The sequence below is a fragment of the Silvimonas terrae genome, from assembly GCF_014202765.1.
GTDB classification, from domain to species: Bacteria; Pseudomonadota; Gammaproteobacteria; order Burkholderiales; family Chitinibacteraceae; genus Silvimonas; species Silvimonas terrae.
The window spans coordinates 91,894-108,881 of the sequence record NZ_JACHHN010000011.1 but is presented as its reverse complement, the minus strand read 5'-3'; the positions used below and the strand labels follow the sequence as shown (position 1 = coordinate 108,881).

Below are 16,988 nucleotides of genomic sequence, written 5' to 3'. Positions count from 1 at the left end.
TGCGCAACTCAGGAGCAAGCATGCAAAAACGTTACGCCCTTCTCGCCGCTGCCATCATGTTACCCGCCCTGGCACTGGCCGAACTGCCCAACGGTGCAACCGCGCCGGACTTTACCACGCAAGCCTCGATGGGCGGCAAGGTCTACACCTACAAACTGGCCGACGCCCTGAAAAAAGGCCCGGTGGTGCTGTATTTCTACCCGGCGGCATTTACCAAAGGCTGCACCATTGAAGCCCATGACTTTGCCGACGCCGTTGACAAATATCAGGCACTGGGTGCAACCGTGATCGGTGTCTCTGCTGACAATATCGACACGCTGAACAAGTTCTCGGTCTCTGAATGCCGCAGCAAGTTTCCGGTGGCCAGCGACGCCGACCAGAAAATCATGAAGTCCTACGACTCCGTGCTGGCCTTCAAGACCAGCTACGCCGACCGCATCTCTTACGTGATTGCGCCCGATGGCAAGATCATTTACTCCTACCAGGCCATGAATCCGGACAAACATGTGGCCAACACCCTCAAGGCGCTGGAGGACTGGAAAGCCGGCAAGCCGGTGAGTGTGCAGAACTAAGCTGGCTCCGTAACCCGGATGAAACGCCCCTTGGTGGGTGCCCCCACAAAGCCATTGAATGCCATCTTTGGCGGTCGCAGCGGGGCAGCGAGAATCCGGGGTTGCCACGCTAGCAGGAACCTGTGAGCCAGTCACCCCGGCCTGACGGCCTCCGTCCGGGCTACACAGCGGCCCGGCCTGCGACATACGGCCCCACATAAAAAACCCCGCCAAAGCGGGGTTTTTTGTTACATCAGCACGGTCACATTCAAGCAGCCGGGCCCGGCTGCGCCGCTGGCGTACCCGTCGATTCAACCCAGCCGCCCCCCAGCACCTTGTACAAGGTCACCAGATTGTTCAGTCGCGACAGGCGCAAGGTGATCAGGTTTTGTTCGGCGGTGAACAAAGACCGCTGGGCATCCAGCGCGGCCAGGTAGCTATCCACCCCTTTCATAAAGCGCAGGCGGGAGAGTTCATAGCGGTCGCTTTCCGATTGCACCAGCGCTTGCTGCGCGGTGATCTGCTGGTCCAGCAGATTGCGGGCGGCCAGCGCGTCCGACACTTCGCGGAAGGCGGACTGAACCGATTTCTCGTACTGCGCGACGGCGATCTGCTCGCTGGCTTTGCTCACATCCAGCGTGGCCTTGTTACGGCCGGCATCAAAGATCGGCAACGTGATCGAGGGCGCAAAGCTCCAGGCGGTCTGCCCTGCCTTGAACAGGTTGGACAGTTCCGCGCTGGACGTACCATAGCTGCCCGTCAACGTGATGCGCGGGAAAAAATTGGCACGGGCAGCACCGATATCGGCATTGGCGGCTTTGAGCGTGTGCTCGGCCTGCAAGATGTCCGGACGGCGTTCCAGCAAGTCGCTGGGCACGCCGGCGGGCATATCGGTCAGCAGGTTCTGCGTACCGAGTTCTTGCGCCGCAGGCAGGTCTGCCGGCAACGGTTCACCCACCAGCAGTACCAGCGCGTTTTCAGCCTGGGCGCGTTGCAGGGCCGCCGCGGCGGCGGACGCCTGCGCCGTGTTGACCTGCGTACGCGCTGCGGCCAGTTCGATGGCGGACGATGCGCCCACATCAAAGCGCTTCTGCGTCAGATCCAGTGTGTGCTGGTAAGAGCCGAGCGTGTCCTGGGTGAGCTTGAACTGTTCTTCCGCCGCCTGGTACGTCAGGTACTGGCTGGCGACTTCCGACACCAGCGAGATTTGCGAGGCGCGCTGGGCTTCCGTGGTAGCAAAGTAGGTTTCCAGCGCCTCGTTCTTCAGGCTTTGCACACGACCAAACAGATCCAGTTCATACGCGGTGAAACCCAGGTTGGCCGAGTAAGACCCCCCGGTGATTTGCGAACCGGTGCTGGAAAGATCAGCCGGCGTATGCGCACGTGTGCCGCCCGCGGCCGCATTCACGGTCGGGAACAGATCGGCGCGGGAAATCTGGTACTGCGCACGGGCTTTCTCAACCTGCAATGCGGCGACACGGTAATCACGGTTGTTGGCCAGCGCCAGTTCAATCAGCTTTTGCAGGCGCGCATCGGCAAAGAAATTGCGCCAGCCAATATCAGCCGCCAGCGTTTGCTTGTCGCCGGCGGCAGCGGGCGCACTGGCTGTGCCGTAATCGCCGCCAGAGGGGAAGGCACCGCTGACCGGTGCGGCCGGGCGCTGGTAGGTCGGCGCCATGGAGCACGCCGAGAGGGCAACGGCCATGGCCGCTGCCAGCATCAGGTTTTTGGATGGCTTAACCATTGTTGTTTTCCTCGGCAGGTGCATGACCATGCAAGCTGCTATTCGGGTGCAGCGGCGCGCGTTCCTTGACCTTGAACACCTTGTGCACCACTACAAAGAAGATCGGCACAAAGAAGATGGCCAGTACGGTGGCGGTAATCATGCCGCCCGCCACGCCCGTACCAATGGCATTCTGGCTACCGGAACCCGCACCGTTGGCGATCACCAGCGGCAACACGCCCAGAATGAACGCAATCGACGTCATCAGAATCGGGCGCAAGCGCATGCGGATGGCTTCCAGCGTGGCTTCCACCAGACTCATGCCGTTTTCATGCAGTTCCTTGGCAAATTCCACGATCAGAATGGCGTTCTTGGCCGACAACCCGATGGTGGTCAGCAGACCCACCTGGAAATACACGTCATTGGACAAACCGCGACCCGTTGCGGCCAGCAGCGCACCCACCACCCCCAACGGCACCACCAGCATGACGGAGAACGGGATGGACCAGCTTTCATACAACGCAGCCAGACACAGGAACACCACCAGGATAGAGATTGCGTACAGGGCCGGCGCTTGCGAACCAGAGCGCTTTTCTTCGTACGACAAACCCGTCCATTCGTAGCCAATACCCGGCGGCAATTGGGCGATCATGTCTTCCATCGCCTTCATGGCCTGACCCGTCGATTTGCCCGGTGCCGGCGAACCCAACAGTTCGACGGACGATACGCCGTTGTAGCGTTCCAGCTTGGGCGAACCGTATTCCCAATGCGCGGAGGCAAAGGCAGAGAATGGCACCATCTGACCCTTGGCATTGCGCACGTACCAGTTATCGATATCGGACGGCAGCATGCGATACGGGGCATCCGCCTGCACGTACACCTTCTTCACACGGCCCTTGTCGATAAAGTCGTTCACATAGCTCGAACCCCAGGCGGTGGTCAGCGTCTTGTTGATGTCCGACAGCGACAAGCCCAGCGCGGACGCTTTTTCCTTGTCCACTTCCACCTTGTACTGCGGCGTGTCATCCATGCCGTTGGGGCGGACTGCGACCACATCGGTACTCTTGGCCGCCATACCCAGCAACATGTTGCGGGCTTCCATCAGCTTGGCGTGACCGACGTTGCCGCGATCTTGCAGCTGCAAGTCAAAACCGGTGGCGTTACCCAGTTCCAGCACGGCCGGCGGGGCAAAGGCAAAGGCGACGGCTTCCTTGAACTGCGAGAACGCAGCCATGGCACGGCCGGCAATGGCCCCCACTTTTTGTTGCGGCGTGGTGCGTTCCTTCCAGTCTTTCAGGCGGACAAACGCCAGACCCATGTTCTGGCCACGACCGGCAAAACTGAAGCCCGCCACCGAGAACACCGACTCAACGTTGTCTTTTTCATCAACCAGGAAATGGTGTTCCATTTTCTCGATGGTCTTGATGGCCTGCTCTTGCGTGGCCCCCACCGGCAACTGCACTTGCGTGAACAGAATGCCCTGGTCTTCATCCGGCAAGAACGAGGTCGGCAGACGCATCATCAAGAACACCATGATGCCGATAATGACCAGGTAGATGGCCAGGAAGCGGCCCGAACGGCCCAGAATGCGGCGCACGGTGGATTGGTACTTGAGGTTGCCCGCGTCAAACTTGCGGTTGAACCAGCCAAAGAAACCGGTATCGACGGCGTGATGGCCCTTCTCGATCGGCTTGAGAATGGTCGCGCACAGCGCCGGGGTCAAAATCAAGGCCACCAACACCGACAACACCATGGACGACACAATGGTGATCGAGAACTGGCGATAGATCGCGCCGGTGGAACCGCCAAAGAACGCCATCGGCACAAACACCGCAGACAGCACCAGCGCAATACCCACCAGCGCGCCGGTAATCTGGCCCATGGATTTACGCGTGGCTTCCTTGGGCGAGAGTCCTTCCTCGCTCATCACCCGCTCGACGTTTTCCACCACCACAATGGCATCGTCCACCAGCAAGCCGATGGCCAGCACCATACCGAACATGGTCAGTGTGTTGATGGAGAACCCGGCCGCGGCCAGCACGCCAAACGTACCCAGCAACACCACCGGCACAGCGATCGTCGGGATCAGCGTCGCGCGGAAGTTCTGCAAGAACAGATACATCACCAGGAACACCAGCACGATGGCTTCGGCCAGCGTCTTCACCACTTCTTCGATCGAAATCTTCACGAACGGGGTGGTGTCGTACGGGTAAACCACTTTCAGCGACTGCGGGAAATACTTTTGCAGATCGTCCACTTTGGCACGCACGGCGTCGGCCGTTTGCAGTGCGTTGGCACCGGTTGCCAGCTTGATCGCCAGGCCGGAAGCCGGTTTGCCGTTGTAGCGGGTCAGGATGGAATAGTCTTCCCCGCCCAGCTCCATGCGCGCCACATCACGCAGACGCACTTGCGAGCCGTCGGTGTTTACCTTCAGCAAAATGTTGCCAAACTCTTCTGCCGTTTGCAGACGCGTCTGTGCCGTAATGGTGGCATTCAGTTGCTGGCCTGGCACGGATGGCGCACCACCCAGTTGACCGGCCGATACCTGCACGTTCTGCGCCGAAATGGCGTTAGAGACGTCCAGCACGGTCAGTTGATAACTGGCCAACTGGTCCGGGTTCAGCCAGATACGCATGGCGTATTGCGAGCCGAACACGGTGACATCACCCACACCTTCCACACGGCTGATCGGGTCTTTGACGTTGGCGTTGAGGTAATCGCCAAGGTCATTACGCGTCATGCTGCCGTCGGTAGACACAAAGCCCAGCACCATCATGAAGTTCTTGGTGGCCTTGGCAACGCGAATACCTTGCTGCTGCACTTCTTGCGGCAACAGCGGTGTCGCCAGTTGCAGCTTGTTTTGCACCTGCACCTGGGCAATGTCCGGGTTGGTGCCGTTCTTGAAGGTCAGCGTGATGGAAACCGCGCCCGACGAATCGCTCGTCGAGGCCATGTATTCCAGGTTGTCGATCCCGTTCATCTGTTGTTCGATGACCTGGGTGACCGTGTCTTCCACGGTCTTGGCCGACGCACCCGGATAGGTGGCGGTAATGGCCACCGAAGGCGGTGCAATCGGCGGGTATTGCGACACGGCCAGCGTGCGGATCGACAATAAGCCGGCCAGCATGATGACAATGGCAATCACCCACGCAAAAATCGGGCGATCAATAAAAAAACGAGCCATGAGTGGTCTCTCCCTTACTTGGCAGCAGCGGGCGCAGAAGCGTTCGCGTCAACCGTCTTGACTGCCACACCGGGCTTGATCTTTTGCAGGCCGGACACAATCACCTTGTCACCGGCGGAGAGGCCCTTGGTCACCACCCACACATTGCCAATGGCGGTATCTGCCACCACCGGACGCACCTCTACCTTGCCTTCCTGGTTCACCAGCATGACAGTTGCATCACCGCTGGAGGTGCGCTGCACGCCCATTTGCGGCACGGTCAGGGCGTTGTCCTGCACGGCTTGCGACAGACGCGCGCGGACATACATACCCGGCAACAGATCATGATTGGGGTTCGGGAACTCGGCACGCAGCGTCACCATGCCGGTGGTCTGATCCACGGTGATGTCGGAGAACAGCAACTTGCCGGCTTGCGGGTAGATAGAACCGTCTTCCAGCACCAGCTTGACCGGTACCGCACCGTCCACACCCTTGACCTTGCCGGTTTGCAGCGAACGACGCAGGCGCAGTACTTCTGTGCTGGATTGGGTCACATCAACATAAATCGGATCGGTCTGGGTCACGGTGGCCATCAAGGTGGCATCACCCTGCCCCACCAGCGCGCCTTCCGTGACCTGGGCCTTGCCCACGCGGCCAGAGATCGGTGAGGTGACGGTGGTATAACCCAGATTCAAACGCGCGGTTTGCTGGGCGGCTTTGGCAGAGGCCAGATCGGCTTCAGCCTGTTTCACGGCAATCTGGGCGTTGTCATAATCTTGCTTGCTGACCGCCTGCACCGGGGCGAGTTCACGGTAGCGCGATTCTTGCAGCTTGTTCTGCGCCAGCGTGGCATCGGCCTTGGCTACGGCGGCAGTGGCACTGTCAAAGGTGGCTTGCAGCGGCGCGGGGTCGATGCGGAACAGCACCTGACCTGCCTTCACATCACTGCCCTCAACAAAAGTCTGCTTGAGCACGATCCCGGCAGCGCGGGCGCGTACTTCGGCCACGCGCACGGGGTTGACGCGGCCTGGCAATTCGACGGACAGCGGCAGGTTCTGGGATGCAATGGTCACCACCCCAACTTCAGGCGCCTGGCCCGCAGCGCCAGCACCAGCGGCAGGCTTGTCGCCGCACGCGGAGAGGACCGACACCGCAGCCAGCGCGGCCAGGGTCGTTAAACGTAAATGAAACCGGTTCGTGTTTGCACGCATGAGTGCCCCCGCAACATGGAAAATAAAATAATGTGAAGTACGACAGAAGACGGACCAGGCGCCGGCAGTCAGTTACAGTCGCGCTGCCATGCGCAACACCGTCGCCATGGACGGTTTGCTGAAATCTTGAGTAAATCGTAACATACATACATTCGCGAATGTATGTATAACGAATAAATTAATTGTTCAGTAAAGTGTACAACATTTGATAATTTCAATGCGAATCATTTCGGTCGCAGCTAAATTCATCAGTCACTGACCACCCACGGTACGCAAGGTTCGATATGGCCAGAAAAACCAAAGAAGAAGCGGCAGAAACCAGAGCGCATCTGCTGGACACCGCAGAGCTGGTGTTCAGCACCAAGGGCGTGTCACGCACCTCGCTGGCGGATATTGCCGATGCCGCCGGCCTGACCCGTGGCGCCATCTACTGGCATTTCGAGAACAAAGCCGACCTCTTCAATGCCATGGCAGACCGCATCTGCCTGCCGCTGGAACAAGCACTGGAGCCAGATGAATCCGGCCATTACCGCGAGCCGCTGGCCCAGTTGCGGGAAGCATTGATCAAAACGCTGGCCGATACCGACACCGACGCGCGCCAGCGCCGCGGGCTGGATGTGCTTATGAACAAGTGCGAATACACCGAGGACTTGCAAGCTGTGCTGGATCGCCGCCGGGAAGCCATGCTGAACGGCACGCAACGCCGCTGCACGCTGTTGCGCCAGGCCATTGAGCGCGGCCAGTTGCCGCCCGACCTGAATATTGAACGCGCAGACCGTTTGCTGATCGGCGCATTGTGCGGTCTGCTGAACAACTGGCTATTTATGCCGGACAGTTTCAGTCTGAAAGACGAAGCCGCCCCGCTCATCGACGCCCTGCTGGAAACCCTGCAAAACGGCAACGCGTTGCGTCAGCCCCGCCCGGCCTGATCAGCGCTTGCCCCAGGCGCGTTCTACCACGGCAACACGCGCCTCAAAGTGTTCGTACCAATCGAGCTTGCCCTGCTCTTGCGCGACCCGGTGTTCGCCATGCGCGCGCCACTGGCTAATTGCGTCCTGGCTTTCCCAATAAGAGATAGTGATACCAAACCCGTTGGCATCCCGCACGCTCTCCACGCCCAGATAACCCGGTTGTTGCCGAGCCAGTTCCAGCATGCGATCGGCCGTCGCGGCATAGCCTTGCGGGTCTTGATCGTTACGCTGGGAGGTAAACATCACCGCGTAATACGGTGGCTGCGGCGTCTGCGCAAAACCTGAATCAGACAAGATATTCCCCAATCCTGTGTTGTAAAAGAACGGTTACTGATAGGCGTCTTTGATGCCAAGCAACTGATCTACCGTCACAAACTGGTAGCCGGCTTGCTGCAGCCACGGAATCACGGCATCCACCGCCGCCACGGTCTGGTCCCGGTGGCCACCGCCATCATGCATCAATATGATGGCTTCCTCATGAATATATTGCTGGATCCAGCGTTCAATGTGGTGGCGGCCAAACAGCCAGCGATTTTTGTTCCAGTCCTGGGTATCCACCGACCAGAGAATGGTCTTGAGGCCATGCTGGTTCAGTGCCTTGATTTCTTCATCATCGATCTTGCCGTAGGGCGGCCGGAACAAGCGCGGCCGTTTGCCGATCACACGCTGGAAGATGTCCTGCGTCACGCCAATTTGCTCATCCCACCAGAAATCTGCCGCAGTGCCAGAAATATCCGGATGCGTGAAGGTGTGATTACCCAACGTATGCCCCTCCGCCAGCGCCCGGCGCGCCACGTCGTCGTATTCCTGCACGTGTTTGCCGATCCAGAAGAACGTGGCGTGCACGTGATACTTCTTGAGCACATCCAGTAGCGCCGGGGTATACGGACTGGGGCCATCATCAAAGGTCAACGCCACCAGCCGCCGATGGGTTGGCCCTTCCAGAAAAGCCACGCCAGGATTGAGCGCTGCATGCGCGTTCATGTCGGCCAGCGGGGCTTGATCCCAATCATCAATAAACGGCGTGCGCACGTACTGCCGCATCTTGGGCGTGCTGGCCGCCACGGTACTGGCCGGCGGCAATGGCGGCGGCAACCAGTCCCACACTTGCCACGCCACGACGGCCAGCAAACATAAACACACAGCAAAAATGGCTATGAACCTGGCCTTGCGTTGCATGGTCTCGTTTCCGGAAAAATGGACCCGTTTGGGGTCTCGCTTTATTGGGTGCACTGCCAACAGATGCCTGCAGGGTTGATGCGGTTGCGGTTGCGGTTGCGGTTGCGGTTGCGGTTGCGGTTGCGGTTGCGGTTGCGGTTGCCGTTGCCGTTGCGGTTGCCGTTGCGGTTGCCGTTGCGGTTGCCGTTGCGGTTGCCGTTGCGGTTGCGGTTGCCGTTGCCGTTGCTTTTGATCTTCCTCCCCCGTTAAAGCCCAGCGCCGAAGAAGTGGAGGGAGACCTTGGGCTCCCGACCGACTGAGGGCAGCCCGGAGGGCCGCCAGGCTGGGGTCGCCTTTCTTTGGTTCCTTTCTTTGGCGAGGCAAAGAAAGGAACGTGCTCCCGCCACCGCGGGTATCAAATACCTTTCAAACCCGCGCCGCCAGGCGCTAATAACCTGGTTCTCGCCAGAGAACGGAGCCGTTCCGGCTCCAGACTGGCTTCCCGCCAAGGTCGGGAATGACGAGTCCGCAGCAAGGCCAACAGCCCGCACTTTCAAACATCGCCACCCCGGATTCTCGCCTGCGGCGCCATCCGGGCTACGGCGTGGCATCTGCCCCCAACAACTTGCACCCCGCCAGCATGCCGCATCAGCATCCATTTGCCGCCATGCCAATGGCAACACAGCAACCCCGGCAAACAGCCCCCGCCACCAAATCACATAAGATGATCACCGACGCGCCGGCAACAGACCGGCCGCAGTAACCAGAGGATGTCAGCATGGCGCTACCTGGCGTACGGCCCGCAACGGGCTGGCTGTTTGTGGCACCGTTTTGTGTAGTGTTCGCGGTGTTCACCCTGTGGCCGCTGGGCTATAACGCCTGGCTGGCGTTGCATGACTATTTTCTGCAAACGGGCCACACCCAATGGAACGGATTTGCCAATTTTGTGATGCTGACCTGGCCCGAGCGTGAGTTCGGCCCGGCGCTCAAGAACTCCCTCATTTTTCTGGTCCTGGTGCCCATGCTGCAGGTGGGTGGCCTGGGTCTGGCCTTGCTGCTGCACCGCCCGTTCCCCGCTGCCGGCTTGATCCGGGCGCTGTGTTACGTGCCGGTGATCATTGCCATGTCGATTGCCGCAGTGGTGTGGCGGCAGGCGTTTGCGGCGGACGGGCTGGTGAACAGTTTTCTGGCGACATTCGGGATCATCTCGCCCAACAGCCCGCCCCTGTGGTTCAGCCGGGAAAACCTGGCGCTGTATCCGGTCATTCTGTTTGCGTTCTGGAAAAACCTGGGGTTTTACATGGTGCTCTATCTGGCCGGCTTGCAAAGCGTCCCGCGCGAACAGCATGAAGCAGCCATTCTGGATGGTGCCAACCGGCTGGAACGTCTGCGCCACGTCACCTTGCCGGCGCTACAACCCGTGATTTTGCTGTGTACCCTGCTGGCCACCATTTACGCCCTCAAGGCCATGCAAGAGCCGCTTTATCTCACCCGCGGCAGTGCGGACACCACGACCGCCTTGCTGTATGTATGGAACGCCGCGTTCTACGGCCATCAGTTTGGTTACGCCGCTGCGGCCGGGCTGATTGTCACGGTGATCTGCCTGTTGCTGGCGGTATTCCAGTTCAGCTTGCTGGGTGAACACGGCCGCTTGCGCAACGGCGGTGAAGCATGAACCCGGTGCGCCCCGCCCCGCTGTTACTGATCGCCGGCCGCCACACCGGTATTGCCCTGTTTACGGTTTTCGCCATCTTCCCGTTTGTGTGGGCGGGCTCTGTGGCATTGTCGGCAGATACCTCGGCCATGTGGCTGTTCCCGCAGGCGCTGATCCCGCACGACCTGAGCCTGGCATGGGTGGTCCGGGTATTTCATGAAATCCCGCTGCTGATTTATCTGCGCAACTCACTCTGGATTGCCACATTAACCACGGCCGGCGTGCTGTTGCTGGCCATCCCCTGCGGTTTTGCCCTGGCGCAGATTGATTTTCCGGGCCGGCGCACACTGTTTGCGCTGATCATCCTGACCATGATGTTGCCGACGGAAACCATGATCATCCCCAACTTCCTGACCTGCATTCATCTGGGGTTGCTGGACACCTGGACCGGCACCATCGTGCCCAATATTGCCAGCGCACTGGGGGCGTTCATGATGCGGCAAGCCTTTGCCGAACTGCCCAAAGAGACGCTGGATGCCGCACGGGTGGACGGCGCCAGCGAATGGCAGTTGCTCTGGCGCATTGCCCTGCCGCTAGCCATGCCGATGGCCGGCGCGCTGGCAACCCTGACCTTTGTGGCGGCGTGGAATGACTATCTGTGGCCGCAAGTCATCCTGAACAGTCAGGATAAAGTGCCACTGGCGGTGGGCATTTTTCATGACCTGACCGGGCATTTTTCAACCTCCACCAGCCTGTTGATGGCCGCGATCACGGTATCGGTCATCCCCGTTCTGGCGGGCTTTGCGGCGACACAGCGCTATTTTCTGTCCAGCACCCTTGTCCCTGGTCATCAGGCACGTTAAGTCGGCCTGCCGCCTGACAGACAAGTCAGCGTAACGCCGGGTTGGCAGCCAGAAAAAGCGGACTATGCTAAGGAAGCTCTGAACACGTCCTGCCAGGGTTCAGCCGGATCTGATTCAGGAGGAGCTGCAAGGCGTACCCCGCTACCACGGCCACTAGAAGCTCAAGTGGCTTCATGGGGGTGCCCACATGGGGTAAACCGCTGCCGTAGCTGGACTACGGCGAGGATTTACAACGTGGCAGATCGCCTGAAGCAAGCCCGGATAAGCCGGCGTGGACTTGTTCAGCGCTTACCCAAGGCCACAGGCAACAGACCTGACCCCGAATTGAGCACTGACCAGGAGACCTCTCATGCGCCGTCCCGCCCTTATCCTGCTGGCCAGCGTGCTGGCACTGAATGTATCTGCCGCACTGGCCGCCAAAATGACGTACAGCGCCACCCTGAATGCCGCCAGCGAAGTACCGCCCAAAGAAAGCGATGGTACCGGCATTGTGCAGGTGGAATACGACACCGACACCAAAGCCATTAACTACACCGTCAATTACAGCGGCCTCACCGGCCCGGCCACCGCCGCCCACTTTCACGGCCCGGCCGCAGCGGGGGTCAATGCGGGTGTCGCCGTGCCGGTCAAAGGCGCGCTATTGAGCCCCATTGAAGGCAGTGCCACCCTGACCGACGAACAAGCCAAGGACCTGCAAGCCGGCCAGTGGTATTTCAATATCCACACCGCCGCCAACCCGGGTGGCGAGATTCGGGGGCAATTGCAGGAACTGAGCAAGTAAGCGGCACTGCGACCGCCAATAAAAAACGGCCCCCGATGTGGGCCGTTTTTTAATGCGTGATTCGTTGGATGGCCGTTCCTCGGAGTTCGCAGGAACGAGGGGCCGGTTGACCGGGAACATCCCATCTTTGCCAACATTGCAACTGGATTCCCGCCCCGCCGAGGTGGCGAAGCAAAGAAACCAGGGCGGACCCGGCACCCCGGGTATCAAATGCTTTTCGAGCCCGCGCCGTCAGGCGCTAAAAACCACAGCAATATGAACCAGGCCAGCCACCCCGGATTCCCGCCTCCGGCTTCATCCGGGCTACAAAGTGGCACCCGCCAACAAAGGCCACTTGCGGTGACCAGACTGGATTCCGGCGCCAGGGGGCCACCCAGGTCGGGAATGACGAAACGGGATCAACCAGCCGGCAATACGATGCGCCCGTTACGGGCTTCCCACGCAGCACGACGAGCGCCCTACCGACTCTCCGTCACCAACTGCCGTGGCTTGGTCTTGGACTTGATATAGGCCTTCAGCGATTCATCTTCCCACGGGGCCGTATCGCCAAAGTGCTCCACCAGCACATCAATAAACGTCCGCAACTTGGCAGAGATAAACGTCCGGCTGGGATAAACCGCAAATACCGATACCGGCGGACGCGGGTAGTCCAGCAGAATTGGCACCAGCCGGCCGGCGTGGATATGCTCCTGGATCAGAATGGTTGGCTGCACCGTAATACCCAGCCCTTGCAGGGCCGCGCGCACGGCCATCTCGCCATTGTTCACCCGCAGGCGCGGGTTGATGCTGACGGAGAATTTGCCGTCCGGGCCGTCAAACACCCAAGCCGCGCCATTATTGGTGTAGGTGTAGGTAATGCACTGATGATCGACCAGTTCAGAGGCGTCACGCGGCACACCGTGCTTGGCCAGGTACGCGGGGGAAGCGACAAATAAAAGGTTGATCTGCGCCAGTCGCCGCGCCACCAACGACGGATGAGGCGATGCGGAGATGCGCACCGCCATGTCAAAGCCCTCTTCCACCAGATCAATCACCCGGTCAGAAAGGTCCAGATCGATCCGCATTTGCGGATAGCGCGCGTAGTAATCAGCCAGCACCGGTGCCAGGTAATTCACGCTGAACACGGCCGGCGCGCTGATTTTAAGCGTGCCACGCGGATTGACGGCGCTCTGGCTCAACAGGGATTCGGCATCTTCCAGATCGCTGATGGCATGCTGGCAGCGCTCAAAGTACATGGCCCCCGGGCCGGTCAGGCTCAGGCTGCGTGTGGTCCGGTTGAGCAAACGCACACCCAGCCGGCTTTCCAGATGTTTGATGTGTTTGCTGACCATGGCCGTGGACAAGCCACTGCGCTCTGCCGCCGCCACAAAACTGCCCAGTGAGGCCACCTGGCAGAACACTTTCATGCTCATCAGTGTATCCATATTCCTCCCTTGCACCGCCCCTGATAAACCACTCGCTTGCGTTCGTTATTGTTAACCCACGGGAAACAATCAATCTACGTTTTTGCTGTTTATCCGGCCTGAGCCGTTGAATATGATGTCGTTCATGGATGCCACAAGCATAGATGGCACAAAAAAACGCACTACTCTGGAGAACACATCATGGAAAAGCTCGCCAATATCACCTTTGTCGCCCTCGCGCTGGCGGGTGTGGTCGGTGCGGCACATACCGCAGACGGACTGGCGCAATTTGCCAGCGTGCATACTGCCGGTTCGCCCGACCATACTGTGAGCACCCTGACAGGACTCAAGCCGGGCCTGCAATAAGCCCCGGTCACTGAGTGACGCCTGTTTTGCCGTGACCCCGGCGTTACAGGTCGTCAGGGCGGTCAGCCCTCCTCTCTGATCGCCCCAAAAGGCCGCGTTTGCGGCCTTTTGTTTTGCCTGGCACCCACGCGCCGTCACCGGCCAGGGGGTATCTGGCCTTTCATGGCCAGCGGCAAACCCGCCGCAACCCAGATCACGTTATCGCACACGCCGGCCAGCGCCTGATGCAGGCGCCCCGCTTCATCGACAAACACCCGCGTTCCTGCCCCCATGGGGACAACACCCAGGCCAATTTCGTTGCTGATCAGCAGCAATTGCCCCTGGGCCTGCGCGACGGCATCCAGCAGTTGCTGACGCGCCGTCTGCCAGGATTCCGGCAGCACTGGCGCAGCGGCCTCGACCCAGCTCGCATCCTCAGCAAACAAGGCGTGGGAGAGCCACAGCGTCAGACAATCCACAATCACGGTTTGCCCGGCGAGGCAGTGGCGGGCGATGGCCTGCGGCAGCGTCGCCGCGACTTCATGCGTGTGCCAATGGGCCGGCCGTTGTTGCTGATGATGCGCAATGCGGGCCGCCATTTCTGCATCTGTGGCCGTGGCCGTCACCAGCACGGTCACGGCTTGCCCACTGGCCTGGGCCAGCCGTTCTGCCAAGGCGCTTTTGCCGGAGCGTGCGCCGCCCAAGAGCAGGGTTGTTGTCATGGGTAGTCCGTTGTTGGTCCGCCGGGTTGACCCGTGCCGGGCCAGTCCAGCCATTGTATTTCGCCATAGGGCACGGGCTGGGCCAGACAGGCATCCCAGGCACGCGTGCGCGACCACAAGGCGCGAATCACCCCGGCATGCGTGATAGCAATTGCTTCTGGCTGGCCGGCTGCGGCCAGTTCATCGGCCCATTGCCACACCCGCTCTTGCAGATCGGTCAAACCTTCGCCACCGTGCGTGGCCGCGTAGCCTGAGGCGATCCATTCATCCAGCGCCATTGCACCTATTTCATCCCAGCGCCGACCTTCCCAGCGACCAAAATCCAGTTCTTGCAGACGGTCATCCGCCTGCGCGGCGAGGTCCAGCAGTTGTGCCAGTTGCCAGCAGCGGGACAAGGGGCTGCTGTACACCCGCACCGCCCCAGGTAACGCCATACGCAAGGGCTGAATGTCTGCTACACGCGTGGCGTGCGCCAGCGGCAGATCAAGCTGGCCATAACACAGACCTGCCGCGTCCTTGACCGGAAAATGGCGAATCAGCGCAATGCGCACGCGCACCACACCAGATAACACGCCAGCTCAGCCAGTTGTTGCGTCATACCCAGCGTGTCACCGGTATAGCCGCCCAGGGTTCGGGTCAGATAACGCGCTACCGCAAAACGGACGACCAGGCCAGCCAGCACTGCCGCGCCGATCCACAGTGGAGGTAACAACAACAAGGGCAACCCGCCAAACAATACGGCCAGCAACAAGCCGCTACCATTGAGCCGCATCGCCACTGGCCTGGCTTTGCCGGCGGCTCGCACATAATCCAGCGTGCCCAGCAGGCTCACCGCGACCAACCGGCTAAAGCCATGTGCAGCCACCAGTGCGAGCGCAATCTGCATGACCGGTAAGGCCGCCAGGGTTTCCAGCTTGAGCAGCAGACCGACAATCAGCGCAATGGCACCAAAGCTGCCAATGCGGGAGTCATGCATGATCTCCAGCATGCGCTCACGCGTGTAGCCCCCGCCAAAGCCATCCACCGCATCGGCCAGACCGTCTTCATGAAACGCGCCGGTAAGCCAGATGGTGCTGGCCATGCTGAGCGCCAGCGCCACCCGCAGCGGCAAAACCCAGTGCGCTAGCCAGAAAACCCCTGCCCCGATGAGGCCGATCAGCACCCCCACCAGCGGAAAGTACCGCGCGGCGCGGTCCAGGTCATCTGGCAGATAGCCGACCCAGGCCGGGATGGGTATCCGGGTGAAATAACCCAGCGCGCAGAAAAAGTGGCGGAGCGGATTATTCGCTGCGTTCACTCACACCTGCCTCGTCAAACGACGCCATGCGGTTCAACAGATCGACCGCCGCGCGCACCAGCGGCAAGGCCAGCGCCGCACCACTGCCCTCGCCCAGGCGCAAGCCCAGATCCAGCAGCGGGCGGCTGGCGCCCAGATGCAGTAACAACAGACGGTGGCCTTGTTCACCGGAGCAATGACTGAACACGCAGTAACCCAGCACGCCCGGTGCCAGTTTGCTGGCGACCAGTACCGCGGAAGTCACAATGAACCCATCCACCAGGATGGCAACCCGGCGGCTGGCAGCGGCCAGCACAGCGCCGACCAGCATGGCGATTTCCAGGCCACCCAGTGCAGCCAGCGCATCCAGCGGCGCGATGGCATCCGGGTGGCGTGCCAGCACTTGTTCCAGAATGGCGACCTTGCGCGCCAGGCCAGCATCGTCCAGGCCGGTGCCACGGCCGGCACAGGCAGCCACGCTCTCGCCCGTCAGGCGCGCCATCAACAAGGCGGCGGCAGAGGTGTTGCCAATCCCCATTTCGCCCAGCCCGATCAGCGTGACGCCATCGTCTGCCAGTTCATGCACAATTTGCGCGCCGGTTTCAATGGCTTGACGGACTTGCTCCGGCGTCATGGCCGGCGCTTCCAGGCTGTTGGCCGTGCCCTTGGCGACGGGGCGGTCAATCAACAGCGGATGCGGCGCAAAGTCTGCGTTCACACCGGCGTTGATCACCTTGAGCGTCATCTGGTTGCTGTGGCACAGCACGCTGATGGCGGCGCCACCAGCCAGAAAATTGAGCACCATCTGCGGCGTAACTTCCGCCGGAAACGGGCTAACCCCGGCGCGTGCCAGACCGTGATCGGCAGCGAACACCAGCATGGCCGGTTTAACGATCTGGGGGTCAAGCCGTTGCTGGATTGCACCCAGTTGTACGGCCAGCGTTTCCAGTTGCCCCAGGCTGCCCAGCGGCTTGGTTTTGCGATCAAAACGGTGCTGCAATTGCGCGGCAAGCCGGGTATCGAGCGCAGGAATCTCAAATGGGGGGAAAAGTTGTTTCATGGTCATTTTTGTCGTTGTTCGTGGCCAGAGAAAACCGGGGTTTACCTCAGCATAGCGCACCACCCGGCAAAGCAGCGGCCCGGCATCATGCCAGGCCGCAGGTACAG

Annotated in this window: 16 protein-coding genes; 6 read left to right on the top strand and 10 right to left on the bottom strand. The window is 60.4% G+C overall.

The features are described 5' to 3' along the window. Positions 1 to 20: 20 nt before the first annotated feature. Positions 21 to 572 (top strand): peroxiredoxin, encoded by a 552-nt coding sequence (locus tag HNQ50_RS20610; RefSeq protein ID WP_184103112.1) that lies wholly within the window; start codon positions 21 to 23, stop codon positions 570 to 572. 247 nt (positions 573 to 819) lie between these two features. On the opposite strand, the gene HNQ50_RS20605 is transcribed toward HNQ50_RS20610, so the two are convergent. Genes HNQ50_RS20605 through HNQ50_RS20595 form a run of 3 tightly spaced genes read right to left on the bottom strand, consistent with a single transcriptional unit; the run spans position 820 to position 6,648 of the window. Continuing rightward, positions 820 to 2,295, bottom strand: coding sequence for an efflux transporter outer membrane subunit (locus HNQ50_RS20605; RefSeq protein ID WP_184103111.1), 1,476 nt, complete (start codon positions 2,293 to 2,295; stop codon positions 820 to 822). After that, positions 2,288 to 5,458: an efflux RND transporter permease subunit gene (locus HNQ50_RS20600; protein WP_184103110.1), complete on the bottom strand. Its 3,171-nt coding sequence runs from the start codon at positions 5,456 to 5,458 to the stop codon at positions 2,288 to 2,290. The genes HNQ50_RS20605 and HNQ50_RS20600 overlap by 8 nt, the downstream gene beginning before the upstream one ends. A gap of 14 nt (positions 5,459 to 5,472) precedes the next feature. Next, the gene (locus tag HNQ50_RS20595; protein ID WP_184103109.1) at positions 5,473 to 6,648 is read right to left on the bottom strand and encodes an efflux RND transporter periplasmic adaptor subunit; all 1,176 of its coding nucleotides are present in this window, start codon (positions 6,646 to 6,648) and stop codon (positions 5,473 to 5,475) included. A gap of 284 nt (positions 6,649 to 6,932) precedes the next feature. On the opposite strand from HNQ50_RS20595, the gene HNQ50_RS20590 reads away from it, so the two are divergent. After that, complete coding sequence (locus tag HNQ50_RS20590) at positions 6,933 to 7,577, top strand: TetR family transcriptional regulator (RefSeq protein ID WP_184103108.1); 645 nt, start codon at positions 6,933 to 6,935, stop codon at positions 7,575 to 7,577. Here HNQ50_RS20590 and HNQ50_RS20585 read toward each other — a convergent pair whose 3' ends face one another. Both HNQ50_RS20585 and HNQ50_RS20580 read right to left on the bottom strand, forming a co-directional pair. Then, positions 7,578 to 7,913 (bottom strand): antibiotic biosynthesis monooxygenase family protein, encoded by a 336-nt coding sequence (locus HNQ50_RS20585; RefSeq protein ID WP_246428809.1) that lies wholly within the window; start codon positions 7,911 to 7,913, stop codon positions 7,578 to 7,580. Positions 7,914 to 7,946: 33 nt separating this feature from the next. After that, positions 7,947 to 8,798, bottom strand: coding sequence for a polysaccharide deacetylase family protein (locus HNQ50_RS20580; RefSeq protein ID WP_184103107.1), 852 nt, complete (start codon positions 8,796 to 8,798; stop codon positions 7,947 to 7,949). A 757-nt stretch (positions 8,799 to 9,555) separates the two neighbouring features. On the opposite strand from HNQ50_RS20580, the gene HNQ50_RS20575 reads away from it, so the two are divergent. From HNQ50_RS20575 to HNQ50_RS20565, 3 genes are all read left to right on the top strand, one after another. After that, positions 9,556 to 10,452 (top strand): carbohydrate ABC transporter permease, encoded by an 897-nt coding sequence (locus tag HNQ50_RS20575; protein ID WP_184103106.1) that lies wholly within the window; start codon positions 9,556 to 9,558, stop codon positions 10,450 to 10,452. Beyond that, positions 10,449 to 11,294: a carbohydrate ABC transporter permease gene (locus tag HNQ50_RS20570; protein ID WP_184103105.1), complete on the top strand. Its 846-nt coding sequence runs from the start codon at positions 10,449 to 10,451 to the stop codon at positions 11,292 to 11,294. Before HNQ50_RS20575 ends, HNQ50_RS20570 begins: the two co-directional genes overlap by 4 nt. Positions 11,295 to 11,643: 349 nt before the next feature. Continuing rightward, positions 11,644 to 12,075 (top strand): CHRD domain-containing protein, encoded by a 432-nt coding sequence (locus tag HNQ50_RS20565; RefSeq protein ID WP_184103104.1) that lies wholly within the window; start codon positions 11,644 to 11,646, stop codon positions 12,073 to 12,075. A gap of 458 nt (positions 12,076 to 12,533) precedes the next feature. On the opposite strand, the gene HNQ50_RS20560 is transcribed toward HNQ50_RS20565, so the two are convergent. Then, positions 12,534 to 13,499 (bottom strand): LysR family transcriptional regulator, encoded by a 966-nt coding sequence (locus tag HNQ50_RS20560; RefSeq protein WP_184103103.1) that lies wholly within the window; start codon positions 13,497 to 13,499, stop codon positions 12,534 to 12,536. 180 nt (positions 13,500 to 13,679) lie between these two features. Between HNQ50_RS20560 and HNQ50_RS20555 the strand changes: the two genes are divergently transcribed. Next, positions 13,680 to 13,844 carry a hypothetical protein gene (locus tag HNQ50_RS20555; protein WP_184103102.1) on the top strand — a complete coding sequence of 55 codons (165 nt, stop codon included), beginning with the start codon at positions 13,680 to 13,682 and terminating at the stop codon, positions 13,842 to 13,844. 134 nt (positions 13,845 to 13,978) lie between these two features. Here the strand turns inward: HNQ50_RS20555 and cobU are convergent, their stop codons facing one another. Genes cobU through cobT form a run of 4 tightly spaced genes read right to left on the bottom strand, consistent with a single transcriptional unit; the run spans position 13,979 to position 16,881 of the window. Next, a complete protein-coding gene (cobU, locus tag HNQ50_RS20550) occupies positions 13,979 to 14,545 on the bottom strand; it encodes a bifunctional adenosylcobinamide kinase/adenosylcobinamide-phosphate guanylyltransferase (protein ID WP_184103101.1) in 567 nt (188 codons plus the stop codon). Continuing rightward, positions 14,542 to 15,117, bottom strand: coding sequence for a histidine phosphatase family protein (locus HNQ50_RS20545; RefSeq protein ID WP_184103100.1), 576 nt, complete (start codon positions 15,115 to 15,117; stop codon positions 14,542 to 14,544). Before HNQ50_RS20545 ends, cobU begins: the two co-directional genes overlap by 4 nt. Next, complete coding sequence (locus HNQ50_RS20540; RefSeq protein ID WP_184103099.1) at positions 15,081 to 15,842, bottom strand: adenosylcobinamide-GDP ribazoletransferase; 762 nt, start codon at positions 15,840 to 15,842, stop codon at positions 15,081 to 15,083. Before HNQ50_RS20540 ends, HNQ50_RS20545 begins: the two co-directional genes overlap by 37 nt. Beyond that, complete coding sequence (gene cobT / locus HNQ50_RS20535; RefSeq protein WP_184103098.1) at positions 15,826 to 16,881, bottom strand: nicotinate-nucleotide--dimethylbenzimidazole phosphoribosyltransferase; 1,056 nt, start codon at positions 16,879 to 16,881, stop codon at positions 15,826 to 15,828. The genes HNQ50_RS20540 and cobT overlap by 17 nt, the downstream gene beginning before the upstream one ends. Positions 16,882 to 16,988 lie beyond the last annotated feature (107 nt).